This window comes from Actinomadura geliboluensis, from assembly GCF_043197915.1.
GTDB classification, from domain to species: Bacteria; Actinomycetota; Actinomycetes; order Streptosporangiales; family Streptosporangiaceae; genus Spirillospora; species Spirillospora geliboluensis.
In genome coordinates this window covers 662172-685345 of sequence record NZ_JBICUA010000002.1, presented here as the reverse complement: position 1 = coordinate 685345, position 23174 = coordinate 662172, and the positions used below count along the sequence as shown (strand labels likewise).

Annotated in this window: 20 protein-coding genes and 1 pseudogene; 3 read left to right on the top strand and 18 right to left on the bottom strand. The window is 73.5% G+C overall.

The window, feature by feature from the left end:
• The first annotated feature begins 54 nt into the window (after positions 1–54).
• The gene (locus tag ACGFI1_RS08715) at positions 55–984 is read left to right on the top strand and encodes a LacI family DNA-binding transcriptional regulator (RefSeq protein ID WP_392784191.1); all 930 of its coding nucleotides are present in this window, start codon (positions 55–57) and stop codon (positions 982–984) included.
• On the opposite strand, the gene ACGFI1_RS08710 is transcribed toward ACGFI1_RS08715, so the two are convergent.
• The 11 genes from ACGFI1_RS08710 to ACGFI1_RS08660 all read right to left on the bottom strand — a co-directional run bounded on the left by ACGFI1_RS08710 (position 974) and on the right by ACGFI1_RS08660 (position 11851).
• Positions 974–1696, bottom strand: coding sequence for an MBL fold metallo-hydrolase (locus ACGFI1_RS08710; RefSeq protein WP_392784189.1), 723 nt, complete (start codon positions 1694–1696; stop codon positions 974–976). The genes ACGFI1_RS08715 and ACGFI1_RS08710 overlap by 11 nt on opposite strands.
• Positions 1693–2511 (bottom strand): Cof-type HAD-IIB family hydrolase, encoded by an 819-nt coding sequence (locus ACGFI1_RS08705; protein ID WP_301175001.1) that lies wholly within the window; start codon positions 2509–2511, stop codon positions 1693–1695. Before ACGFI1_RS08705 ends, ACGFI1_RS08710 begins: the two co-directional genes overlap by 4 nt.
• The gene (locus tag ACGFI1_RS08700) at positions 2508–3359 is read right to left on the bottom strand and encodes an inositol monophosphatase family protein (RefSeq protein ID WP_138639983.1); all 852 of its coding nucleotides are present in this window, start codon (positions 3357–3359) and stop codon (positions 2508–2510) included. Before ACGFI1_RS08700 ends, ACGFI1_RS08705 begins: the two co-directional genes overlap by 4 nt.
• Entirely contained in the window at positions 3356–4141 is a 786-nt protein-coding gene (locus tag ACGFI1_RS08695; RefSeq protein WP_240808342.1) for an HAD family hydrolase, read from the bottom strand. Before ACGFI1_RS08695 ends, ACGFI1_RS08700 begins: the two co-directional genes overlap by 4 nt.
• Positions 4138–5268: an ABC transporter ATP-binding protein gene (locus tag ACGFI1_RS08690; RefSeq protein WP_387072399.1), complete on the bottom strand. Its 1131-nt coding sequence runs from the start codon at positions 5266–5268 to the stop codon at positions 4138–4140. The genes ACGFI1_RS08695 and ACGFI1_RS08690 overlap by 4 nt, the downstream gene beginning before the upstream one ends.
• Positions 5269–5271: 3 nt before the next feature.
• Positions 5272–7032 carry an ABC transporter permease gene (locus tag ACGFI1_RS08685; RefSeq protein WP_240808341.1) on the bottom strand — a complete coding sequence of 587 codons (1761 nt, stop codon included), beginning with the start codon at positions 7030–7032 and terminating at the stop codon, positions 5272–5274.
• A 199-nt stretch (positions 7033–7231) separates the two neighbouring features.
• Positions 7232–8425, bottom strand: a complete 1194-nt coding sequence (locus ACGFI1_RS08680) for an ABC transporter substrate-binding protein (RefSeq protein ID WP_138639980.1) — start codon at positions 8423–8425, stop codon at positions 7232–7234.
• A 69-nt stretch (positions 8426–8494) separates the two neighbouring features.
• Positions 8495–9154 (bottom strand): DUF47 domain-containing protein, encoded by a 660-nt coding sequence (locus tag ACGFI1_RS08675; protein ID WP_386872468.1) that lies wholly within the window; start codon positions 9152–9154, stop codon positions 8495–8497.
• Entirely contained in the window at positions 9151–10131 is a 981-nt protein-coding gene (locus ACGFI1_RS08670) for an inorganic phosphate transporter (protein ID WP_138639978.1), read from the bottom strand. Before ACGFI1_RS08670 ends, ACGFI1_RS08675 begins: the two co-directional genes overlap by 4 nt.
• Positions 10128–11123 (bottom strand): Gfo/Idh/MocA family protein, encoded by a 996-nt coding sequence (locus ACGFI1_RS08665; protein ID WP_386872472.1) that lies wholly within the window; start codon positions 11121–11123, stop codon positions 10128–10130. The genes ACGFI1_RS08670 and ACGFI1_RS08665 overlap by 4 nt, the downstream gene beginning before the upstream one ends.
• Before the next feature lie 254 nt (positions 11124–11377).
• Complete coding sequence (locus ACGFI1_RS08660) at positions 11378–11851, bottom strand: CBS domain-containing protein (RefSeq protein ID WP_386872474.1); 474 nt, start codon at positions 11849–11851, stop codon at positions 11378–11380.
• Positions 11852–12015: 164 nt separating this feature from the next.
• Between ACGFI1_RS08660 and ACGFI1_RS08655 the strand changes: the two genes are divergently transcribed.
• Positions 12016–13041 (top strand): SDR family oxidoreductase, encoded by a 1026-nt coding sequence (locus tag ACGFI1_RS08655; protein ID WP_138639670.1) that lies wholly within the window; start codon positions 12016–12018, stop codon positions 13039–13041.
• A gap of 49 nt (positions 13042–13090) precedes the next feature.
• The gene (locus tag ACGFI1_RS08650) at positions 13091–14896 is read left to right on the top strand and encodes a thiamine pyrophosphate-requiring protein (protein WP_392784185.1); all 1806 of its coding nucleotides are present in this window, start codon (positions 13091–13093) and stop codon (positions 14894–14896) included.
• Positions 14897–14937: 41 nt separating this feature from the next.
• Here the strand turns inward: ACGFI1_RS08650 and ACGFI1_RS08645 are convergent, their stop codons facing one another.
• The 7 genes and pseudogenes from ACGFI1_RS08645 to ACGFI1_RS08620 form a co-directional block, all read right to left on the bottom strand.
• A complete protein-coding gene (locus ACGFI1_RS08645) occupies positions 14938–15540 on the bottom strand; it encodes an LOG family protein (protein ID WP_392784183.1) in 603 nt (200 codons plus the stop codon).
• Between the two features lie 44 nt (positions 15541–15584).
• Positions 15585–17192 (bottom strand): ABC transporter permease, encoded by a 1608-nt coding sequence (locus ACGFI1_RS08640; RefSeq protein WP_392784181.1) that lies wholly within the window; start codon positions 17190–17192, stop codon positions 15585–15587.
• Positions 17189–17638 (bottom strand): hypothetical protein, encoded by a 450-nt coding sequence (locus tag ACGFI1_RS44360; RefSeq protein ID WP_449201963.1) that lies wholly within the window; start codon positions 17636–17638, stop codon positions 17189–17191. Before ACGFI1_RS44360 ends, ACGFI1_RS08640 begins: the two co-directional genes overlap by 4 nt.
• A 33-nt stretch (positions 17639–17671) precedes the next feature.
• Positions 17672–18016, bottom strand: a pseudogene (locus ACGFI1_RS44355) (ATP-binding cassette domain-containing protein); the annotation flags it as partial.
• A 77-nt stretch (positions 18017–18093) separates the two neighbouring features.
• Positions 18094–18759: a TetR/AcrR family transcriptional regulator gene (locus ACGFI1_RS08630; RefSeq protein ID WP_138639666.1), complete on the bottom strand. Its 666-nt coding sequence runs from the start codon at positions 18757–18759 to the stop codon at positions 18094–18096.
• An 89-nt stretch (positions 18760–18848) separates the two neighbouring features.
• On the bottom strand, positions 18849–19925 hold the full coding sequence (locus tag ACGFI1_RS08625; protein WP_386872485.1) for a S1C family serine protease: 1077 nt from the start codon (positions 19923–19925) through the stop codon (positions 18849–18851).
• A 56-nt stretch (positions 19926–19981) separates the two neighbouring features.
• Complete coding sequence (locus ACGFI1_RS08620; RefSeq protein WP_392784176.1) at positions 19982–23161, bottom strand: FAD-binding and (Fe-S)-binding domain-containing protein; 3180 nt, start codon at positions 23159–23161, stop codon at positions 19982–19984.
• Between the last annotated feature and the right edge of the window lie 13 nt (positions 23162–23174).

Here is a 23174-nt window from a genome sequence, read left to right as displayed (position 1 = left end):
GTCGCCGCCATGCCCCCCATGGCGGCGGCTCGCCCCATCTACGGAGATCACGACATGGCCCATCCGACCCTGGAGGACGTCGCCGCGCGCGCGGGGGTGTCCCGCGCGCTGGTGTCCCTGGTGATGCGCGGCTCCCCCAAGGTCGGCAGGGAGCGCCGGGAGGCGGTCCTCGAAGCGGCCCGCGAGCTCGGCTACCGGCCGAACATGATGGCCCGCGGCCTCGCCGCGGGGCGGACCGGCATCGTCGGGGTCCTCCTCGCCGACCTGCACGACCCGTGGTGCGCGGCGGTCCACGACGGGCTCGCCGACGAGGCGCCGCGCGGCGACGTCCGGCTGCTGGTGTCCACGGGGCGCGGCCGTCCCGCCCGCGAGTCGGCCGCCCTGGACGACCTGCTCGACCTGCGCCCGGACGGCGTGGTCCTGGTGGGCCCGCGCGTCCCCGCCGCCGGCATCGACCGCGCCGCCGCGGGCTGCCCGGTCGCGGTGGTCGGGCGGTCCGTCCGCTCGGGCCGCGTCGATTGCGTGACGGGCGACGACGCGGCGGCGGTGGCGCGCGCCGTCGAGCAGCTGAAGGCCCTCGGGCACCGCGTAATCGCCTGCCTGGACGCGGGTCCGCGCCCCTCCTCGCTCCGCCGCGCCTGCGAGGCCGCCGGCCTGACGACCGTGGCCGGTGCGGACGAACTGCCGGCGTCCGCCACGGCCGTGCTCGCGCTCAGCGACACGACGGGCACGGCGGCGCTGACCGCCCTGCTGCGGGCGGGGAGGCGCGTCCCCGAAGACGTGTCGCTGGTCGTCCACGGCGACCCGCCCGGCGCGCTGAGCGCCCAGGTCACCACGGTCGCCGCCCCCGCCGCCGAACTCGGCCGCCTCGCCATGGCGGCGCTGCTGGACCGGATCCGCGACGGCGTATCGGCGGAGCCGCGACGCGTGACCGTCCCCCCTCGCCTGGACGAGCGCGCCACCACCGCCCCGGTCAGGCGATGAGGCGCAGCCCGGTGGCCGCCAGCGTGAGCGGGCCGTCGTAGACCTGCCTCGCCTCGGCCAGCGCGGCGTGCGGGTCGGCCCAGGGGCGCAGATGGGTGAGGACGAGATGCCCCGCGTCCGCCTGTTTCGCCAAGTCGCCCGCCTGGGCGGGGGTCAGGTGCGCCTCGGCGGCGCCGGGGGTCTCCACGGACGCGGCCGCCTCGCAGAGCAGGACGTCGCTACCGCGCGCCAGCTCCAGTAGTTCCGGGCATTCGCCCGAGTCGCCGGAGTAGGTGAGAACGCGCGAGCCGGCCGTCACGCGGACGGCCAGTGCCGGGACCGAGTGCCGCACAGAGGCGGTCTCCACCGTGAACGGCCCGAGGCTCATCGGGCCCGACACGGGCTCCAACCAGCGCAGGGCGTCGGCGTAGGAGGGCGAGAGGCCGAGGCGGTCGGAGGTTCCGGCCGGGGCCAGGACCGGGAGCGGCGCCCGCTGCCCGCGCCGGTCCCGCACGTACGCGAGGGGCGCCAGGTCCGCGTAGTGGTCGCGGTGCGGGTGGCTGATCACCACCGCGTCGATCGCGCAGGGGTCGGTGAAGCGCTGCAGCGGGCCGAGCGCGCCCGTCCCGGCGTCCAGCAGGAGCCGGAAGCCGGCGTGCTCCAGCAGGTAGCAGGAGCACGCGGCGTCCGGCCCCGGGACGGTCCCCGCGCAGCCGGCGACGGTCAGGATCACGGCAGCACGCGGGAGACGAGGTCGGCGACCGCGCCCTCCGCGCAGGCGGCGACCACGATGTCCGCGGCGGCGCGGACGGGCTCGGCGCCGTCCCCGACGGCGGCGCCGAGCCCCGCGGCCTGGATCATGTCCAGGTCGTTCGGGTTGTCGCCGATCGCGGCGACGTCGCCGAGGGCCACGCCCCGCGCGGCGGCCAGCTCGCGCAGCGCCGCGCCCTTGGTCGCGCCCGGTGGGAGGGCCTCCAGGTAGGTGCTCTCCGACCGGACGAGGGTGACGTCCGGGACGTTCACCGACACCGTTTCCTCGGCGGGGTCCATCAGCTCGGGACGGTCGCAGATCATCATGACCTTGACGATGTCGTCGAACGGCAGGTCGCCCCACGCGCCGATGCGGGTAAGGGTGATGCCGTCCCGATGGGCGTACTCCCGCAGCGCCGGTGAATCGGACACCACGTGGGCACGGCCGCCGCTGAACGCCACCGGCCACACGCCCTCGGGGAGGGAGCCGAACAGCATCGTCAGCTTCGCCCACGCGGCCACGCCCAGGCAGCGCCGGTACAGGACGGTGCCGGTACTCAGGTCGACCACGCGCGCCCCGTTGTAGAGGATCGCGGGGGTGGTGAGGCCGAGTGCCCGGTAGTACGGGAGGGCGGCCGCCTCGCTGCGTCCGGTGGCGATGACGACGGTGCCGCCCGCGTCCATGAAGCGGCGCAGCGCCGCCAGGCTCGACGCGACGATCTGCTTGTCGCGGGCGACGAGCGTCCCGTCGAGGTCGGTGACGATCCAGTCGACCGTGCGGACGCCGGTGGTGCTCATGCCCCGCTCCCCTGCGCCGGCAGGCCCGCCACCTCGCGCATGACGGACCCGGCGAGGTCGAACCCGCCGACGTGCGCCAGGTAGCCGGGCGCCTCGTGGTCGGGGGCGCCCGGCTCGCCGCCGAGCGGCAGGTACGTGCCGCCCGCCTGCCGGACCAGCAGCAGCGCCGCGGTGACGTCCCAGGCGTTGATGGACGGGTCGTAGGCGACGTCGGTCCAGCCGGCGGCGACGTGCGCGAGGGTGAGCGCGGCGCTGCCGGGGCGGCGCAGCGTGGCGAACGCGTCGACCATCAGGCCGAAGCGGCGCAGCGCCTCCGCCCGGTCGGCCGCCAGCTCGCGCGCGTTGGGGTAGGACGTGGCGACGACGGCGGTCGCGTCGCGGCCCGCGCCGCGGCTCTGGATCCGCTCGCCGTCGCAGGTCGCGCCGCCGAGCGAGGCGCTGAACATCTCGTCGCGGACCGGGTCGTACACCGCGCCCGCGACGACCTCGCCGCCCGCGACCGCGCCGATGGACACGCAGAAGAACGGCAGGCCGACGGCGAAGTTCGCGGTGCCGTCGATCGGGTCGACGTACCAGCGGATGTCGCCGTCCGCGCCCTGGACCCCCTGCTCGCCCTGCGCACCGCCCTCCTCGCCGACGACGACGCTGCCGGGAGTCTCCTTGGCGAGCACCTCCCGGATGGTCTCCTCCGCCGCGCGGTCGTGCTCGGTGACGGGGTCGTGCATGTCGCGCTTGGTGTCGACCTCGGGACGCGAGCGGAACGCCGCCCGCAGCCGGTCCCCCGTGGCCCGAGCGGCGAGCTCGGCGATCCCGGCCAGTTCCCGCGAGGCGGGCACATCGACCCTCATGCGTCTCCTTCCATTGCGTTGGTGAGCAGTTCGAGCAGCCCGTGCCCGTCGTCCACGACCGCGTCGGGGCGGCAGCGGACCTCGTACGGCACGTCGTAGGTCCCGCCGGCGACCATCAGCACGTTCCCGCCGACGCCGGCGCGATGCCCGCAGAGCACGTCGCGGTCGAAGTTGTCGCCCGCGTACCAGGCGTCGCCCGGCTCGACGCCGAGCGCGCGGGTCGCGATCCAGATCATCTCCGGGTTGGGTTTGCGCACGCCGGCCTCGTCGCTGTAGACCTCCAGCGCCAGCTTCTCCGCCAGGCCCGTCGCGGCGGTGAAGTTCCGGTGGACGGCGGCCGACAGCGAGTTGCTGACGACGGCGCACGGGATGCCGTGGTCCGCGGCGGCGTCCAGCAGTTCGGGGATGCCCGGCCTGATGCGCCGCTCCTGCCGCAGCTCCCCCATCCGCTGGCACAGCGGCGTCGCGTGCGTGACGACCAGCTGCCGGGCCGGCGCGGGCCAGTCCGCGGCGACGTAGTCGCCCCAGAACCCGGCGTGGGTCATCTCGGCCGGCGCGTAGAGCCGGGACATCGCGTCCTTCCAGCACTTGTCGGCCGCGACGCCCGCCTTGATGTCGGTCTCGACGGCGGTGACGTCGAGGTCGCCGCAGCCGGCGCGTACGAGGGCGGCGTGCACCTCCTTCGCCAGCGCCGCCGACCAGCCCTCGCGGCGGGACGTCTCGACCAGCACCCCGCCGAAGTCCAGCAGGAGGGCCCGGGGCCTGCGCATCGGCGCGTTCACGGCACCGCCTTCTCGACGGGGGCGGTCGCGTCGTCCCAGGCGGCCATGCGGGCGCCGTCCTCGGCGAACAGGTGCAGGCGGCCGGGCCGCGTCCAGCAGGTCAGCCGGTCGCCGGGGCCGGCCTCCGGGTCCTCGTGGGTGACGGCGAACAGCTCGGTGTCGAGGACGCGGAGCTGCACCGTCCAGCTCGCGCCGGTCGGCAGGACGGCCTCGACGACGGCCTCGTCCGACCAGGCGGTGTCCGGGACGCCGTCCTTCGACCGGACGAGGCGGAGCGCCTCCGGCCGGACGCCGACGCAGCCCGGCGACCCGATGCCGCGCTTCTCCGCGAACCGGAGCAGCGACCCGGCGAGCCCCTCCGGCTCGGCCCCGATCGGAACGATGTTCATGGGCGGACTTCCTACGAATTCTGCGACGAACCGGTTGCCGGGTCGCTCGTACATCTCCATCGGCGGTGCCACCTGCTGCAGCTCTCCCTCCGACATGACCGCGATGTGCGTGGCCATCGTCATGGCCTCCATCTGATCATGCGTGACGAAGACGACGGTCGCGCCGGTCTCGTCGTGGATGCGCTTCAGCTCGGTCCGCATCTCCAGGCGGAGCCGGGCGTCCAGGTTGGACAGCGGCTCGTCCAGCAGCAGGACGTCGGGGTCGACGGCGAGCATGCGGGCCAGCGCGACGCGCTGCTGCTGGCCACCGGACAGCTGCGACGGGTACCGGTCCATGCAGTCGGCGACGTGGACCTTCTCCAGGGCCTCCTTGGCGCGGGCCTTGCGCTGCTCGGCCGGGACCTTGCGCATCCGCAGCCCGAACTCGGTGTTGCCGCGCACGGTGAGGTGCGGCCAGAGCGCGTAGTTCTGGAAGACGAGCCCCATGTCGCGCTTCTCCGGCGGGACGTACACGCCGCGCTCCACCGAGTCCAGGACGCGGTCGCCCACGGCGATCTCGCCCAGGGTCGGCTGCTCCAGCCCGGCGATCATGCGCAGGGTGGTGGTCTTGCCGCAGCCGGACGGGCCGAGCAGGCAGGTGAACGAGCCGTCCGGGATGGTGAGGTCCAGGTCCTTCACCGCCGGGCGGGTGCCGCCGGGATAGGTCTTGACCACTCCGCTGAGGGTGATGGCCGGCATTGATCAACCTCCGATGCCCGAGGCCAGGCTGCTCTTGGTGAGCCGCTGGGCCAGGTAGGTCATGGTGAACGAGAGCAGGGCGATGATGAGCACGACGCCGTTGGCGAGCTGGGTGTAGCCGTACTCGACGAGCCCGATGGACAGGGTGGTCAGCAGCTGGGTGCCGGCGGTGGTCAGCATGATGACGATGCTGAGCTCCTTCAGCCCCGAGATGAACGGCAGCACCACGCCGGTGACGAGCGCGCCCCGCTGGATCGGCATGATGATCCGCGTCATCCGGGTGACCCAGCGGGCCCCGCTGATCTGCGCGGCCTCCTCCGGTTCCCGGCCGAGCTGCATCATCGCCGAGATCCCCGACCGGGACGAGTACGGCAGGTGCGTCACCACCATCACCAGGACGAGCAGCGTGATCGTCCCGTACAGAGCCGGGACCGGGCCGCGCTGGACGGCGAACAGCGACAGGCACGCGGCGGCGAACGCGATGCCCGGCACCAGGTACGGCAGGAACGACACCTGCCGCAGGAACGTGGAGACCCGGCTCCCGGCGCCGCGCACCACCACGTAGCCGATCAGCAGCCCGAGGAACCCGCACACCAGCGCGGCGACCCCGACGATGCGGAGGCTGTTCCAGGCCGCCTCCCACAGCTCGGAGCCGCGCAGCACGCCGTGCGGGAACCCGACGGCGCCCTCGATCTTCGAACCGAACCAGTACTTGAGCGTGAAGTTGTCGGCGCTGAACACGCCCGGCGTCTTGGTGACGGTCGACAGCAGCAGCGTCAGCACGGGGACGACGACGCTCGCGGCGAACACCGTCATGCCGAGCCCGAACGCGGGCCAGCGCCAGCGGCGCAGGTCGCTGCGGCGGTCCATGGCGCCCTTGCCGCCGACCGTGACGAACCGGCGCTGCTCCCGCACGAGCCGGGTGTCGACGACCACGACGAGCACGCCGATCAGCACGATGACGCCGGCGAGCGTCGAGGCGACGCCGGTGCTGCGGTCGCGGATCGCGTGGTAGAGGCCGGTGGACAGCACGTTGTAGTCGCTCGGCAGCCCGAGGATGTAGGGGGTGCCGAACGTGCCGAGGACGCGGCCGAGGACGAGCAGCACCGCCGACGACAGCGCGGGCAGCATCAGCGGCAGCGTGATGCGGCGGACGACCGTCCGGCCGCCGGCGCCGAGGATGCGGGCCGAGTCCTCCAGCTGCGAGTCGATGCGGCGCAGCGCGTTGCCGAACAGCAGCAGCACGAACGGGTAGTAGTGCAGCCCGAGCGTGACGATGATCGGCAGCGGCCCGTAGGCGAGCCAGTCGGGGGTGCTGATGCCGGCGCCCTGCAGGTAGCCGACCTGCCCGCCGGACCGCTCGTTCTTGAACAGCGACAGCCAGGCCAGCGCGAACGTCCAGGACGGCAGCATGTACGGGACGACGAGCGCGCCGGCCAGGAACTTGCGCCCCGGGACGTTGGTGCGGGTCACCAGCCACGCCATCGATCCGCCGACGACGAGGGCGAACGCGATGACGCCGAGCGCGACCGTCACGGTGTGGAGGAGCGGCTCCCAGAACAGCAGCCGACTGACGGGCGAGCGGAACACCCGCCACAGGTAGTAGCCCGTCCACGAGCCGGACTCCTGGCCGGAGCGGGCCTCGTCGCCGTACTGGACGCGGGCCGCGTCCGAGATGACGGAGACGAGCGGGGCGATGACGAGGTAGAGCAGGACGGCGCTCAGCGCGAGGCCGAGCAGCACGGTGGGGTCACGCAGGAGCACGCGCGACCGGTACAGCACGCGCCGGCCGCGAGACGCCGGCCGTGCGGGGGCGGCGACCGCCATGGGCAGTTCCTCCGGGGGGTGAGGGCCCCGGCGGGCCGCGCCGAGCGGCCCGCCGGACGGGTGTGTTCATCTGGGGGACGACCCCCAGGCCCCGAGCACGGTCCTGAGCCGAGCCTTCGCTCCGCTCAGGCTCGGCTCAGGAGTGGTTGACGCGCCAGAAGTCCTTGATGTCCTGGCGGGCGCGGAAGTCGGCGAGCAGCTGGTCCGAGGAGAACCAGTACAGCTGCGTGTTCCAGTCGGTGAGGCCGGGCGGGTTGTGCGGGCTCACGCCGACCTTGTCGTTGCCGGACACGCCGCCGGAGTGGGCTTCGAGGTCGAAGCCCTCCTTCTCCATCGCGAAGTGGACGAAGAGCTTGGCGGCGTTCGGGTGCTTGGAGCCGGTCGCGATCGTGGCGAACTTCGGGTAGGCGAAGCCGGTCCACGGGGCCAGGCCCTCGCAGACCTTCATGTTGAACTTCTTGTCCTCCAGGTCGCGGAACTTGGCGATGGAGAACAGCCCGATCGTGGTGCGGGTCTGGTTGGGGGCGCCGACGGCGGTTGCGACGTCCTCGTCCTCGGTGGTGAGGACGGGGTCGTTCTTGGCGAACCGCTTCACCCACTCGTACGCGGGGTCCTTCTCATCGAGCTTGAGCTTGCCCTTGCCGAGCTGCTCGTAGGCGGCGGCGAGCTTGTCCGAGCCCTGCTCCGACATCTGCGTGAACCACTGGGTGAAGACCTCCTTGCCCAGCGGGTCCTGCAGCATCACCTTGCCCTTCCACTCCGGCTCGGTGAGCTGCCACATGTTCTTGACCGGGCAGCCGTTCGGGTTGAGCTTGGGGTTGTAGGCGAACACGTACGCCTTGGAGATCATCATCAGCGGGTTGCGGTTCTTCTCCGCGATGCTCCCGGCAAGGTCCGGCGGGATCCAGGTCTTGACGATCTTCTGCGGGAGGAGCTGCCCGACCAGCATGGGGCCGTCCTCGAACAGGCTGACGTCGATGGTGACGTTCTTGGCCTGCGCCTCGCGGGTCATCTTCTCGGCGGTGGCGGCGGCCTTGGACTTCACGCCCTCGGCCTTGATCCCGTACTTCTTCTCGAACGCCGCCGCCATGTCCTTCACGTCGCCGCTGCCGTCGTAGGCGAGGAGGCCGCCCTCCTTCTTCGCCGCCTCGACGAGCGCGTTCAGGTCGAACGACGCGGCGTCCTCGACGGTGACGGTCGGCAGCGGGTCGCCCGCCCCCGCCTCGCCGCCGCTGGACGGGGCGCACGCGCTGAGCGCCGCGGTGGCGAGCGCGGCCAGCACGGCGGCGCCGGTACGGCCCCGGCGCCCTCTCGGGATGGTGCGGATCATGGTCGGTTCTCTCCTTGCGCTTCGCCGGCGGGCCCCGGACCTGCGGCTCGATGGGGGTGGATGAGAGGGTCAGTGACTGCGTTTGAGCATCGCGTCCGACAGGGCGTCGGCCGCCTCGCCGAGCCGCCGCCCGACCGCGTCGAGCCGGTCGAGCAGCTCCCGGCTGCGCAGCACGTCGATGTCGAGCGGCCCGGCGAACAGCCGCGCGAGCGCGGCCTGCCGGTACTCGCGGACGCGGTTGCCGGCCTTGCGCGCGCCCAGCGCCGCGATGGTGACCGCGGCGGGCTCGGCGAGGACCTTCCGGACGGCGGCGTCGAGGGCGGTCAGCCCCTCCAGCACCGCGTCCAGCGGCGGGACGGCGAAGCCGAGTCCGGGCGGCCCGAACAGGTCGGCCTCGCGGACGAAGTCGCGGAGGTTGTCCAGGACGTCGTCGGCGGAGCGGGAGAGCCGGTAGAGGTCCTCCCGGTCGATGGGGGTGGCGAGGACGCCGCGCAGCATCGCGGCGAGCGCGGCCCGCTCGGCGTCGCCGGCGTGCTCGATCTCGGCCATCCGGGCGCGGGCGTCCGCCGAGGGCACCCGGCCGGCGGCCATCTCGCGGGCCAGCTCGGCGCCGTCGCGGGCGGCGCGGACCTGCCGGGCGACCTGCCCGATCACCCGGTCGCCGGAGCGGCCGCGCAGGTCGTCCCAGACGAGCCGGAACCGGCGGACGGGCCGGACGGCGGCGCTCACAGCGCCCTCACCGCGAGGCCGCAGAGCGCGCCGCCGGCGAACGCGAGCGGGAGGGTGAGCAGCCAGGCGGCGCCGATGCCGAGGACGTTCTGCCAGCGCACCCGCGCGGCGCCCTCGCTGGCGGCGACGCCGACGACCCCGGCGGTGACCGACTGCGTCATGCTGACCGGGGCGCCCGCGAGCGAGCTGGCCGCGACGGACGCGGCCGCGGCCGCCTCGGTGGACACGACGTGCAGCGGCCGGGCCAGCACGAGCCCGCGGCCGAGCCGGTCCCCCACCCGGTGGACGGCGCTGAGCGCGCCGGCGCAGAACACCACGCCGATCGCGAGGAGCACGAACGGGGTGGGCTGGACGGGCCCGATCGCGCCGAGCCGCCGGGTGGATACCACGTGCCGCGCCACGCTGACGACGGCGAGCATCTTCTGCCCGTCGTTGGCGGCGTAGGCGGCGCACTGGGCGCTGTAGGCGAGCACGTGGGCGGTCCGCACGGCGCCGGGCATGCCGGCGAAGGACGGGATGCGGCGGGAGGCGAGCCCGAGGCCGTAGCCGACGGTCGTCCCGACGAGCGGCGCGGCGGCGCCGACGAGTAACACCAGGCCGAGGCCGCCCCAGGAGACGTCCAGGCCCATGCCGAGGCCGGCGCCGCCGATGCCGCCGACGATCGCGAGGGTCAGGCTGGTCGGCAGGCCGCGCCGGGTCAGCGCGGTGACGACGGCGAGCGCGACGGTCACGCCGAGCAGGAAGGCGAGCGCGCCGCGCCGGTCGCCGAGGTCGGTCAGCCCCTCGGTGAACGTCCGCGCGACGGCGACGGTCAGCTGCGGGACGAGCACGAGCGGCAGCAGCACCAGCGCCATCAGCAGCGGCCCGGACGAGCGGGGGTAGCGCCCGCTCAGCCCGAGCAGGGCCGCGCCGTCGTTGACGCCGGTGACCCAGACGAAGGCCAGCGCCACCGCGGCGAACGCCATCGCCCAGATCATCGCAGCTCCGCCAGCGCGACCCGGCGGCCCTCCCGCAGCGACAGCGTGGCGGCCTCGGCGACGAGGAACGCCTCCAGTGCCTCGTCCACCGTGCAGGGGCTCGGCACGTTGCCCTTGGCCACTTCTAGGAACGTTCCAATCTCGTTCGCGTAGGCGGGGTCGAAGCGCTCCTGGAAGTCGGTCCACGGGTCCCCGGAGGGCCAGTCGACGCCGGGTTCGGCCGACCGGAGCGGGGCGCGCTCGTCCAGCCCGACCACCCAGGTGGCGGCGGTGCCGGCCAGCTCCATCCGGACGTCGTAGCCGGCGCCGTTGTAGCGGGAGCCCTGGAGGGTGGCGATCGTCCCGTCGTCCAGGGCGAGGACGGCGGCGCTGGTGTCGACGTCGCCGGCCGCCGCGAAGTAGGAGTCGCCGCGGTTGGCGCCGGCGGCGGTCACGGACTCGACCTCGCGGCCGGTGACCCAGCGCAGGATGTCGAAGTCGTGGATGTGGCAGTCGCGGAAGATCCCGCCGGACGAGCGGACGTACTCGGCGGGCGGCGGCGCCGGGTCCGCGGTGACGAGGTGGACGCGGTGCAGCGCGCCGAGCCGGCCGTCGAGGACGGCCCGCCGCGCCGCCGCGTAGCCGGCGTCGAAGCGGCGCTGGAAGCCGATGTGCACCGGGACGCCGGCCTTGGCGGCGCGGTCGCGGACCTGCAGCGTGGTGCGCAGGTCGGGCGCGACGGGCTTCTCGCAGAACGCGGGGACGCCCGCGTCGCAGGCGCGGCCGAGCAGCTCGGCGTGGGTGGCCGTGGGGGTGGCGATGACGACGGCGTCGAGCCCGGCGCCGAGCACCGCGTCCGGGTCGCCGGCGCGGGCGCCGATCGGGCCCGCGAGCGCCTCGGCCCGGCGGACGTCGGCGTCGCCGATCAGCAGGGCGCCCACCTGGGGGTGCCCGCCCAGGAACCGGGCGTGCCACGCCCCGATCCGCCCCGCGCCCAACAGTCCGACCCGCATGGTGCCTCCCACTGGCCCGTTCGGTCTGATGGCGAGTTCACCGGAGCGACCGGTGGTGGACACCGTCCGTTCATCCGCTCGTCATCTTCGTGTGGCTTGAGGCACATTTGTAGCCCGCGCCGGAACGTCAGTCAATACTTTGTTCTTACATCTAGACGTTCTGACCTGAAGTCATCGCTACCTGACAGTCCGGCCGGCGGCGCGGCGGGACCGCGCGGCGGGACGGGTGCGGGAGGGGCCGGGCGGCGGGCGGGTCAGCCGTCCCCGGCCGCGGGGAGGATGCGTTCCAGCAGGTGGGCGGCGGTGATGACGCCGATCACGGCGCCCCGCTCGGGGTGCCGCTCGTCGTCCGCGACCGCCACCACCGGGCTGCGGGCGTCCGCCATGACGCTCGCGATCTCCATCACGGTGGCGCCGGGATCGACGACGGGCAGCGGCGCCCGGCCGCCCTCCAGGAGGTCGGCGACCGTGCGGCCGGCGAGCCTGGCGCAGAGCCGGTCGGCGTGCGGCTCGTCGTAGACGCGGGCGAGGGCGGGGTCGTCCCGGACGTGCGGCGGGACGATCTGGCGCACCAGCCGGGAGCCGGGGAGCACCGCGACCGCGCGGCGCCGCCCGTCCACCACGACCAGGCCCGGCAGCCCCCGGGCCGCCAGGAGCCGGGCGGCGTCCATCGCGGAGTCGTCCGGGGTCACGGTCGGGTACTCGAGGGCGAGTTCGCGGGCGCGCACACCTCGACGGTATCCGAGTGCGGCCCCGCCGCCCGGCCGCCCGCGCCCCGGGTCCGCGCCAATCGGCCTGCGCCACGGGCCCGCGTCAGCGGCCCCGCGTTACAGACCCCATGTCACGGGCAGTGGGTCTCTGTGCCCGGACAAAGCGCCCGCATGGGGATGAGATGAAGCAGAAGATCGGCAAGGACAGCGTCGTCGTGCTCACCGGCGCCACCGGCGGGATCGGCCGCGCCACCGCACGGGAGTTCGCCCGGCGCGGCGCGCGGATCGCCCTGCTGGCGCGCGGCGAGCAGGGGCTGGACGGTGCCGCCGCCGATGTGGCGGCGGCCGGCGGGCACCCGCTCCCGATCGCCGTGGACATGGCCGACCGCGACCGCGTCGCGGAGGCCGCGGCGCGGACCGAGAAGGAGCTCGGCCCGATCGACGTGTGGGTGAACGTCGCGTTCTCCTCGGTGCTCGCGCCGTTCTGGGAGATCGCGCCGGCGGAGTTCGAGCGCACCACCGAGGTCACCTACCTCGGCTACGTCAACGGCACCCGGGCGGCGCTGGAGCGGATGATGCCGCGCGACCGCGGGGTGATCGTCCAGTGCGGGTCGGCGATGGCCTACCGGGGGATCCCGCTGCAGAGCGCCTACTGCGGCGCCAAGCACGCCATCAAGGGGTTCCACGAGTCGCTGCGGACGGAGCTGATGCACGAGGGCAGCGGCGTGAAGGTGACGATGGTGCAGCTGCCGGGGGTGAACACCCCGCAGTTCGACTGGGTGCTGTCCCGGCTGCCGAAGCGCCCGCAGCCGGTCCCGCCGGTCTACCAGCCGGAGATCCCGGCGAAGGCGCTGCTGTACGCCGCCGAGCATCCCGCGCGCCGCGAGTACTGGGTCGGCGCGAGCGCGGTCGCCACGATCCTCGCCAACCGCGTCGCGGCCGGCCTGGTGGACCGCTACCTCGCGCGGACCGGCTTCGCCTCCCAGCAGACGGAGCAGGACGTCCGGCCGGACCGCCCCGCGAACCTGTGGGAGCCCGCCGACGACGCGCCCGGCACGGACCGCGGCGCCCACGGCCGCTTCGACGAGCGGGCGCACGGGACGAGCCCGCAGCTGTGGGCGGGGCAGCACAAGTACCTGGTGGGGGCCGCGACGGCGGGAGCCGCCGCGGGCGCGGCCGTCGGCGCGGCGCGGCTGCTGCGGCGCTGACCGGCGCGCGGCGGCGCCGACGGGGCACGACGAGCGAGAGGAGACAGGCATGGCGGAGCAAGTGGCCGACTACGTCCTCCACCGGCTGACCGAGTGGGGCGTGGAGCGGGTCTACGGGTACCCGGGCGACGGCATCAACGGGCTGCTCGGCGCGTTCGACCGCGCCGAGGGGCATCCCGAGTTCATCCAGACGCGGCACGAGGAGATGGCCGCGTTCATGGCGTGCGCGCACGCCAAGTTCACCGGCGAGGTCGGCGTCTGCGCGGCGACGTCCGGTCCGGGCGCGATCCACCTGCTGAACGGGCTGTACGACGCCAAGCTGGACCACCAGCCGGTCGTCGCGATCGTCGGGCAGCAGAAGCGGCTCTCCCAGGGCACCCACTACCAGCAGGAGGTGAACCTGGAGAACCTGTTCTCCGACGTGTCGGAGTTCTGCCAGATCGTCATGGCGCCGGGCCAGATGCGCCACGTCATCGACCGCGCGTTCAAGACGGCGCTGACGACGCGGAGCGTCGCCACGATCATCGTCCCGGAGGACGTCCAGGAGTCGGAGGCGGTGCCGTCGCCGCCGAAGGAGCACGGCTCGGTGTACTCCAGCGTGGGGTGGAGCAAGCCGCGGATCCTGCCGAACAAGGAGGAGCTGCACAAGGCGGCGCAGATCCTCAACGAGGGCGAGAAGGTCGCGATGCTCGTCGGGCAGGGCGCGGCGGGCGCGCGGGCGGAGCTGGTCGAGACGGCCGAACTGCTCGGCGCCGGCATCGCCAAGGCGCTGCTCGGCCGCGAGGTGGTGCCGGACGACCTGCCGTTCGTCACCGGGCCGATCGGCCTGCTCGGCTCCAAGGCCAGCGATGAAATGATCATGAACTGCGACACCCTGTTCATGATCGGCACGAGCTTCCCGTACGCGGAGTGGCTGCCGGACGAGGGCAGCTGCAAGGGCGTCGAGATCGACATCGACGGCCGCATGATCGGCATCCGCTACCCGATGGACGCGCACGTCGTCGGGGACGCCAAGGAGACCCTGCGCGAGCTGATCCCGCTGCTGGAGCGCAAGAAGGACCGGTCCTGGCGCGACCAGATCGAGGAGAACGTCCGCGCCTGGGACAAGGTGATGGCCAAGCGCGCCGGGCAGAGCTTCGAGGGCAAGGTCAATCCGCAGGCGGTGGCGCACGAGGTGTCGCCGCTGCTGCCGGACGGCGCGATCCTCACCGCCGACTCGGGGTCGGCGACCAACTGGTGGGCGCGGCACATCAAGCTCCGCGACGGGATGCAGGCGTCGCTGTCGGGCACGCTCGCCACGATGGGGCCCGGCGTCCCGTACGCGATCGCGGCCAAGTTCGCCTACCCGGACCGCCCGGTGATCTGCTTCGTCGGGGACGGCGCGTTCCAGATGAACGGCATGAACGAGATGCTCACCGTCAAGCGGTACGCCGAACGCCTCGGCGGCTCCCCGCCGCTCGTCTTCGCCGTGTTCAACAACCAGGACCTCAACCAGGTCACCTGGGAGCAGCGCGCGATGGGCGGCGACCCCAAGTACGAGGGCTCGCAGAGCATCCCGGACTTCCCGTACGCCAAGTACGCCGAGCTGTGCGGGCTCAAGGGCGTCTACTGCGACAAGCCCAAGAAGGTCACCGACGCCTGGAAGGAGGCGCTCGCCAGCGACCGGCCCGTGGTGCTGGAGTTCGTGGTGGACGACGAGATCGCCCCGATCCCGCCGCACATCATGAAGGACCAGGCGAAGAAGACCTTCAAGGCCGGCCTCAAGGACCCGCAGAAGATCGGGATGGCCGCCCGCGGCTTCCGGCAGAAGCTCACCGAGATGTACGAGAACATGCCGGGCCGCAAGCACGACTGAGAGCCCTTACCCGGGGGTGCGGGGGCGTGCCCCCGCGATGACTAGAGCTGGGTCTCGGCGTAGTCCTCCGGCGAGAAGCCGATGCGGGGCTGCGTCCGCTCCAGGAGGTCGAACGCCTCGGGGACGGTGGCCGTCCAGCCGATGGCGTCCCAGATCTTGGGGCGGGCGAAGCCCTGCTCGGTGAGGCCCTTCATCAGCTCGCGCAGCGGCTCGTACACGCCGGTCGGGTCGAGGATGACGACGGGCTTCTCGTGCATCGCGAGGACCCGGGCCGTCCACACCTCGAACAGCTCCTCCAGCGTGCCGATGCCGCCGGGCAGGATGAGGAACGCGTCGCTGCGCCGGTCCATCTCGCCCTTGCGGGTACGCATGTCCGGCGTGACGATCAGCTCGTCGTTGTCCTCGTCGGAGATCTCGACGCTGACCAGGCCCTCGGGGATCACCCCGACGGTCCGGGCGCCGCCGGCCCGCGCGGCGCGGGCGACGGCTCCCATGCACGACACCTGGGCGCCGCCGCTGACCAGGCTGTGGCCGCGCCGGGCCAGCTCGGCGCCGGCCTCGGCGGCGAGGTCGGTGTAGCGGCGGTCGATCTTCCCGCTGGACGAGCAGAACACGCAGACGGCGAGGGGTTTCGGCGTAGTCACCGGGCCATGGTAAGGCCCGGCGACCACGCCGGCGCGGTGACGGCTCAGCGCGTGGCGAGGTCCCGGCGGCGGAACCCGGCCAGGCCCGCCGCCGCCAGCACGGCGGTGAGCGCGAGGAGCCAGAGCATCGGCGCGGCCTCGAACGACGCTCCGGGGAGCTTCGGGATGTGGGTGAACGGCGAGACGTCCAGGGCCCACTGGTCGAGGTCGAGCGCGGCGCCGAAGAGCGTCACCATCGCGCACACGGCGACGGCGGTCCAGGCGCCGCCCGCCGTCAGGCCGGGGACCAGCCCGAACAGCGCGAGCGCGATCGCGGCGATCAGCCAGACGGCGGGCAGCTGCGCCAGCGCGGCGCCGAGCACCCGCGGCACCTCCCGGCCCAGGTCGCCGCTGTCCAGGCCGTGCGCCACCCCGGCGGCCAGCCCGGCGACGACCATCGCGGCGACCGGGCCGAGCAGCGTGAACAGCAGGTGGCTCGCCGCCCAGCGCAGCCGTCCCGTCCCGGTGGCGAGCAGCGGTTCGGCGCGCTGCCCGCTCTCCTCGGTGCGCAGCCGCAGCGTGGCCGACACCGCGTAGGCGGCGGCGAACAGGCCGAGCATGCCCATGACGGACGCGAAGTAGGCGTCGGTGATCCCGCTCTTGCCGCCGAGCCGGGTGAAGATCTCCGCGAGGTCGGGGTTGTCGTCCACCATCTCCCGCACCCCGCCCGCGACGGCGCCGTAGACGATGCCGAGCGCGAGGAAGCCGGCGAGCCAGCCGTACAGGGCGCGGCTCTGCAGCCGCCAGGCGAGGCCGACCGGCCCCGACAGCCGCGCCGTGGCGTCGGGCCTGCCGAGCCGCGGCGGCAGCACGCCCGCGCCGACGTCCCGGCGCGCCGACAGCGCCCCGGCGGCGGCGACCAGCAGCGCGGCGAGCACGACGGCGAGCGCGAGCGTCCACCAGCGCTCCTCGCCGTAGGCGCGGACGCGGTTGATCCAGCCGAGCGGGGACAGCCAGCCGAGCCAGGTCAGCGAGTTGCCCGCGCCGCCGACGTCGGCGGCCATCCGGACCGCGAACGCGCCGCCGAGCGCGGCGAGCGCCGTCCCGCGGGCGGCGCCCGCGCTCTCGCTGAGCTGCGCGGTGACGCCCGCGACGGCCGCGAAGACGCAGCCGGCGGCGGCCATCTGCAGGCCGAAGGCCAGCGACCCGGCGGCGGGCAGGCCCTGCGCGGTGAGCCCGGCGGCGAGAAGGGCGCCGAGGACGAGGTTCGCCGCCATCGTCACCAGCAGCGCGGCGGCCAGCCCGGCGCCGCGCCCGGTGACGGTGGCGCCGAGCAGTTCGCGGCGGCCCGCCTCCTCCTCGGTGCGGGTGTGCCGGACGACGGTGAGCGCGCTGATCAGCCCGATCACCACCGGGACGAACCCGGACCGCTGCGCGATGATGCTGCCGAGGTCGGTGCCGTACATCGGCCCGTAGAGGGCGAGGAACGTCGGGTTGGTCCCGGTGGTGTGCGCGTACTGGAGCCGGTCGGCGGCCTCGGGGTAGAGGGCGTCGGTGGCCCCGACGAAGCCGAGCGGGATGACGGCGATCCAGAGCACCCAGGCGGGCAGCAGGAACCGGTCGCGGCGCAGGATGAGCCGCATCAGCCCCCAGGTCCCGGTCAGCGCGGTCACAGCCCCGCCTCCTGCAACTCGTCCTTGTAGTGCCGCAGGAACAGCTCCTCCAGCGTCGGCGGACGGCTGACCAGGCTGCGGACGCCGATCTCGGTGAGCGCGCGGAGCGCGGCGTCGAGCTGCGGGGTGTCCACCTCGAACTTGATCGTGGTGCCGTCGGCCTGGAGGTCGTGGGCGCCGGGCAGCGGCTGGCCGTCCAGCGGCGCGGCCAGCTCCGCGTGGATCGAGGTGCGGGTCAGGTGCCGCAGCTCGTCCAGGGTGCCGGTCTCCACCGCGGTGCCGTTCCGGATGATCGTCACGCGGTCGCAGAGCGCCTCGACCTCGGACAGGATGTGGCTGGACAGCAGGACGGTCCGGCCCGCGCGCCGCTCCTCGCGGACGCACTCCTGGAAGACCTCCTCCATGAGGGGGTCGAGGCCGGAGGTCGGCTCGTCCAGCAGCAGCAGCTCGGCGTCGGACGCGAGCGCCGCGACGAGGCCGACCTTCTGCCGGTTGCCCTTGGAGTAGGCGCGGCCCTTCTTGCGCGGGTCCAGCTCGAACCGGTCGAGCAGTTCGGCCTTGCGGCGCGGGTCGGTGCCGCCGCGCATCCGGCCGAGCAGGTCGATGACCTCGCCGCCGGACAGGTTCGGCCACAGCGTCACGTCGCCGGGCACGTAGGCGAGACGGCGGTGCAGCTGCGTCGCGTCCCGCCACGGGTCGCCGCCGAGCAGCCGGACGGTGCCGGCGTCGGCGCGCAGCAGGCCGAGCAGGACCCTGATGGTGGTCGACTTCCCCGCGCCGTTCGGACCGAGGAAGCCGTGCACCTCGCCGGGGCGGACGGTCAGGTCGAGACCGTCCAGCGCGCGCGTCCGGCCGAAGCTCTTGACCAGGCCGGATACGGCAATCGGGGGCGTGTTCGCGGTCACCGGTTCTCCTTGTCGGGAGGCTGCCCGCCGGCGGCGAGCATGGATTTCAGGGAGACGCGCGCCTGCTCGACCAGCTCCGGCTCCAGGAGCCGGTCGTCGAAGAGGTCCATCATGGCGAGCGCCATCCGGGGGTAGCCCTCGGCCGTGAGCGTGTTGCCGCCGAGGCTCCGGGAGATGTGTTCGTGCAGGACCATCAGGCCGAACGTCATCGTCGTCATGACGGCGGCGTAGGCGTGCAGGTCGTCGGTCTTGGGCACGGCCAGCCCCGGCCTGCCCTGCGCGAGGACCTCCTCGGTGTAGGCGACGGTGTCGTCGTACAGCGCGACCGCGGCCGGCGATCCGTCGGTCAGGGCCCGGGCGAAGTAGCGCTGGATGGGCAGGGCCGTGCGCATGGCGAGCATCAGGAAGCCGGGGTCGCCGATCCCCCCGCGCAGCGCCTCCTCCTTGATCTCGCGGACGGCCGCGAGCGCGTACTCGTCGCACTCCCGGCGCAGCGCCTCCTTCGTCCCGAAGTGGTGCTGCACCAGGGCCGGCGAGACGCCGGCGGCCTTGGCGATGCCGCGGATCGTCGCGCCCTTCGTGCCGTGCTCGGCGAACTCCAGCAGCGCGGCGTCCCGGATGCGGGCGCGTCCGGTCAGGTCGTCGGCTCGCTCGGCCGTCATCCCCACCCCCTGTACAAATGTTCAGTGGCCTGTACGGATGTACACTGTACTCCCGTACAGGCCACCGTCAAGGGGACGGCCGCCGGGGATCACCCGCCGCCGGGCAGCTCCCCGAGCGTCACCTGGACGGTCCTCTTCGACCCGTCCGCCTGCTGCACCTCGACCTTGGCCGTGTCGCCCGGCTTGAGGTTCGCGAGCACCGACGACAGCGCCGTCTGGTCGGGCGTCGCGGTGCCGTTCACCGACAGGATCAGATCGCCCGGCTTGATGCCCGCCTTCGCCGCGCCGCCGCCGCGCTGGACGTCCACCACGGCGACCGCCGTCCGCTCGCCGCTCTGCGGGTCGACGATCGTGCGGACGGTCACGCCGAGCGCGGCCCGCCCCGAGTTCGACACCTTCCCGCTCTGGATCAGCTGCGGGACGATCCGCTTCACGGTGTCGCTCGGCGTCGCGAAGCCGATCCCGGCCGCCGCCGCGCCCACCGACGGGTCCGTCGCGGCGGCCGTGGGCACGCCGATGACCTGCCCGCTCAGCGTGACCAGCGCGCCGCCGCTGTTGCCCGGGTTGATCGCCGCGCTGGTCTGGATCGCGTCGGCGATCGTCGACCCCTGGAAGGCGCCCTCCCCCTTGGTGGACACCGTCCGGTGCAGCGCGGACACGATCCCGTTCGTCACGCTCCCGGCGAGGCCGAGCGGGTTCCCCATGGCGAGGACGATCTGCCCGACCCGCGCCTTGCCCGACTCGCCCCACGACGCCGGCTTGAGGTTCCCGCCCTTGGCCCTGACGACGGCCAGGTCGTCCGCCGCGAACGCGCCGACGAGGTCGGCGTCCAGCGTCGCGCCGCCGCTGGCGGCCGTCACCTGGATCTTCTTCGCCCCGGCGACCACGTGCGCGTTCGTGACGATGTGGCCCTGCCCGTCGTAGACGACGCCGGAGCCCTCCCCCTGATCGGTCTGGATCTTCACCACGGACGGCAGCACCGCGTCCACGACCCGCTCGTACTGCTGCTCCAGCCCCGTCGCCGAATCGGCGACCGGCGCCGACGTCTGCGCCGCCGGCGTGGCGGCGTTGCCGTCGCCGCCGCCGTCCCCTCCGCTGCAGCCGCCGAGCGCCAGCGTCCCCGCCATGGCCAGCGCGCAGGCCCCGGCCTTCACGTTCCTGTCCACGCTCCACCTCCAGAGGGGACACTTCCCGCGCTCCGGAAATCAGCCGCCGGGCAAGGTCACGTTTTCGCCGGGCGTTCGCATCCCGTCCGCAGTGCCAGGCCGATCCCGGCGGCCGTCACCGCTCCCGCCGCGACGACGGCAGCGGTGCGGGCGAGGCGACGGGACGCGGGCGGAGCCGGTCTGCGCGCGCGCCGCGCCTTCTCCGGCTTGCCGCTGAGCGGGGCGTCGCTCTCCCTGGCGAGCTGCATGAGCTGAGCGACGTGCAGCGCGCGCCGCCCGGTCTTGGCATGCTCGATCTGGGTCTTGCAGGAGAAGCCGTCGGCGACGATGCAGGTGGTGTCGTCCGCGTCACGGACGGCGGGCAGGAGCGCCTGCTCTCCGCAGTCCATCGAGATGTCGTACTTGCCCTTCTCGAACCCCCACGAGCCGGCGAGGCCGCAGCAGCCGCCCTTGAGGCTCTCGGTCTCCAGCCCCATCTGTTCGAGCAGCGCCTGCTCCGGCTCGACGCCGCCTGTGGCGCGGTGGTGGCAGTGCCCCCACAGCAGCGCCTTGCCGCCGCCGCGCAGCCGCGGCGGGCGGATCTCGTACGCCTGGAAGAACTCCGCGAAGTGGTGCGCGTTCGCCGCCAGCCGCGCCGCGTCGTCGTCGTGCGGGAGGAGCTTGGTCAGCTCGTCCTTGAAGACGGCGAGGCAGCTCGGCTCCATGCCGACGACGGGCGTCCCCGCCCGGACGTACGGGCGCAGGACGTCCAGCACGTTGTGCAGGTAGCGCTCGGCCATGTCGAGGAAGCCGTAGTCGTAGAGCGGCCGGCCGCAGCACACGTGCGTCTCCGGCATGACGACCTTCCAGCCCGCGGCCTCGATCGCCTCGACGCAGGCGACGCCGACATCGGTGTGGAAGTGGTTGTTGAACGTGTCGGGGAACAGCACGACCGGGCGCCCGTGCGGGTTGGCCGTGCCGCCGCGCTCGCGGAACCACCGCTGGAGCGTCATCGGCGCGAACGTCGGCAGCGGCCTCCTGCGGTCGATGCCCGCGACGAGTTTCGCGAGCCGGGCCAGGCCGGGGGTGTGCGTGACGGCGTTCACCGCCTCAGGCATACGGGACGCGAGCCGCGCCGCCTGGTCGATGAACCCGAACGCGTACGCGTACCGCGGGCGCCACCGCCGCGCCGACTTGTAGTGGTGGTACAGGAACTCGGACTTGTAGGTCGGGATGTCGACGTTGACCGGGCAGTCGTTGGTGCAGCCCTTGCAGGCCAGGCACAGGTCGAGCGACTCGGCGACCTCCTTGGACTGCCAGCCGTCCGTGATGACCTCGCCCTGCAGCATCTCGAACAGCAGCCGGGCCCGGCCGCGCGTGGTGTGCTTCTCCTCGCGGGTCACCTGGTAGCTCGGGCACATCGTGTTCTCGGCGCGCGGGACGCGGCACTCGCCGACCCCGATGCAGCGCAGCGCGGCGTGCGCGAAGTCGCCGCCGTCCTGCTCGTAGGCGAACTTCACCTCGGGGCGCGGCGGGTTGTAGCCGGTGCCGAGCCGCAGGTCCTCGTCGAGCCGGTAGGCGTCGACGACCTTGCCGGGGTTCATCTTGCCGGCCGGGTCCCAGATGCGCTTGAACTCCCGCATCGCGCGCATCAACTCCGGGCCGTACTGGCGTTCGAGCAGCTCGCCGCGCTGCTGGCCGTCCCCGTGCTCGCCGGACAGCGACCCGCCGAACGACACGACGAGGTCGGCGGCGTCCTCCATGAACCGGCGGTAGCGGGCGATGCCCTCGGCGCTGCGCAGGTCGAAGCTCATCCGGGAGTGGATGCAGCCCTGCGCGAAGTGCCCGTACATCGCGCCGTCTATGCCGTGCTTGGCCATCACCCGGCGCAGCGCGCGCACGTACTCCCCCGTCCGGGGCGGCGGGACGGCCGAGTCCTCCCAGCCGGGCCAGTGGTCCTTGCCCGGCGGGAACGCGGTCGAGCCGAGCCCGGCCTCGCGGATCGCCCACAGCTTCCCGCTCGTCCCGCCCTCCTGCCTGCTCTTGGACGTGACGATCCGCCGCGGGTCGCAGCCCTTCTCACCGGTCAGCCAGTCGGTGAGCCGCCGCGCCTGCGCGACCGACTCCTCCTCGGTGTCGGCGCCGAGCTGGACCAGCAGCCACGCGCCGCCGTCCTTGAGGGGCAGCTCGTCGATGTCGGCGAGGTTCTTGCCCTGGAGCCGCTGGTCCTCGATGAGCTGGTCGTCGAGCGCCTCCAGCCCGATCGGCCGGAACCTCTCGACGATCTCCTGGGTGTGCTCGGCGGCGTCGGCGATGTCGCCGTACTCGACCACGACGAGCGTCCGCTTGAGCAGGGCCGGGGTGAGCAGCAGCACCGCCTGGAGCGCGGTCGCGCAGGTGCCCTCGGTGCCGCACAGGGCGCGGGCGACGTTGAACCCCTTCTCCGGGAGCAGCTCGTCCAGGTTGAACCCCGACACGCGGCGCGGCATCTCCGCCACGGACGGGAACCCCGCCTGGATCGCGTCGGCGTACCGGTCCCGCAGGTCGCGCAGCGCCGCGTAGATCTCGCCCTTGCGGCCGCCCGCCGCGATGATGCGGTCGAGGTCCTTCTCCTCGTCCACGCCGACCCAGAACCGGTCCCCGCCGTAGGTGACGACCTCCAGGGCGTGGACGTTGTCGGACGTGCGCGGCCCCGGCCCGTACAGCTGCGACTGGACGGAGTGGATCCCGCACGAGTTGTTGCCGATGTTGCCGCCGATCACGCACCGCGAGTGCGACGACGGGTCCGGCCCGAACACCAGGTTCTCCTTGCCGGTGTGCCGGTTCAGCTCCTCGTTGATGACCCCGGGCTCGCAGGTGACCCGCCGGTTCTCCACATCGAGCTCGCCGATGCGCGTCAGGTACTTGGAATGGTCGATGACGACCGCGTAGTTGACGGTCTCGCCGGACAGGCTCGTCCCGCCGCCCCGGTTCAGCACCGGCGCGCCGTACTCCTTGCAGACGCGGTGCACGGCGACCACGTCCGCCGCCGTCCGCGGAACGACCACGCCGATCGGCACCTGCCGGAAGTTCGACGCGTCGTTGGCGTACATGGCCCGCGACCCGGCGTCGAAGCGGACCTCCCCCTCGACCGCCTTCCGCAGCGCGCGGGCCAGCCGCCCGACCTCGACCACCTGCCGCCCGCGCGGCGGACCGGGCACCGTCGGGGCCGTCCTCGCCGGCACCTCGCGCGTCTCGGCCACGTGCGTCCTCGCCATGTCCCTCGTCCCC

Coding starts and splice junctions, on each gene's coding strand:
- ACGFI1_RS08715 (WP_392784191.1), top strand. CDS start 55: ATGGCCCATCCGACCCTGGAGGACGTCGCCGCGCGCGCGGGGGTGTCC.
- ACGFI1_RS08705 (WP_301175001.1), bottom strand. CDS start 2,511: ATGAGCACCACCGGCGTCCGCACGGTCGACTGGATCGTCACCGACCTC.
- ACGFI1_RS08700 (WP_138639983.1), bottom strand. CDS start 3,359: ATGAGGGTCGATGTGCCCGCCTCGCGGGAACTGGCCGGGATCGCCGAG.
- ACGFI1_RS08690 (WP_387072399.1), bottom strand. CDS start 5,268: ATGCCGGCCATCACCCTCAGCGGAGTGGTCAAGACCTATCCCGGCGGC.
- ACGFI1_RS08680 (WP_138639980.1), bottom strand. CDS start 8,425: ATGATCCGCACCATCCCGAGAGGGCGCCGGGGCCGTACCGGCGCCGCC.
- ACGFI1_RS08670 (WP_138639978.1), bottom strand. CDS start 10,131: ATGATCTGGGCGATGGCGTTCGCCGCGGTGGCGCTGGCCTTCGTCTGG.
- ACGFI1_RS08665 (WP_386872472.1), bottom strand. CDS start 11,123: ATGCGGGTCGGACTGTTGGGCGCGGGGCGGATCGGGGCGTGGCACGCC.
- ACGFI1_RS08655 (WP_138639670.1), top strand. CDS start 12,016: ATGAAGCAGAAGATCGGCAAGGACAGCGTCGTCGTGCTCACCGGCGCC.
- ACGFI1_RS08650 (WP_392784185.1), top strand. CDS start 13,091: ATGGCGGAGCAAGTGGCCGACTACGTCCTCCACCGGCTGACCGAGTGG.
- ACGFI1_RS08630 (WP_138639666.1), bottom strand. CDS start 18,759: ATGACGGCCGAGCGAGCCGACGACCTGACCGGACGCGCCCGCATCCGG.
- ACGFI1_RS08620 (WP_392784176.1), bottom strand. CDS start 23,161: ATGGCGAGGACGCACGTGGCCGAGACGCGCGAGGTGCCGGCGAGGACG.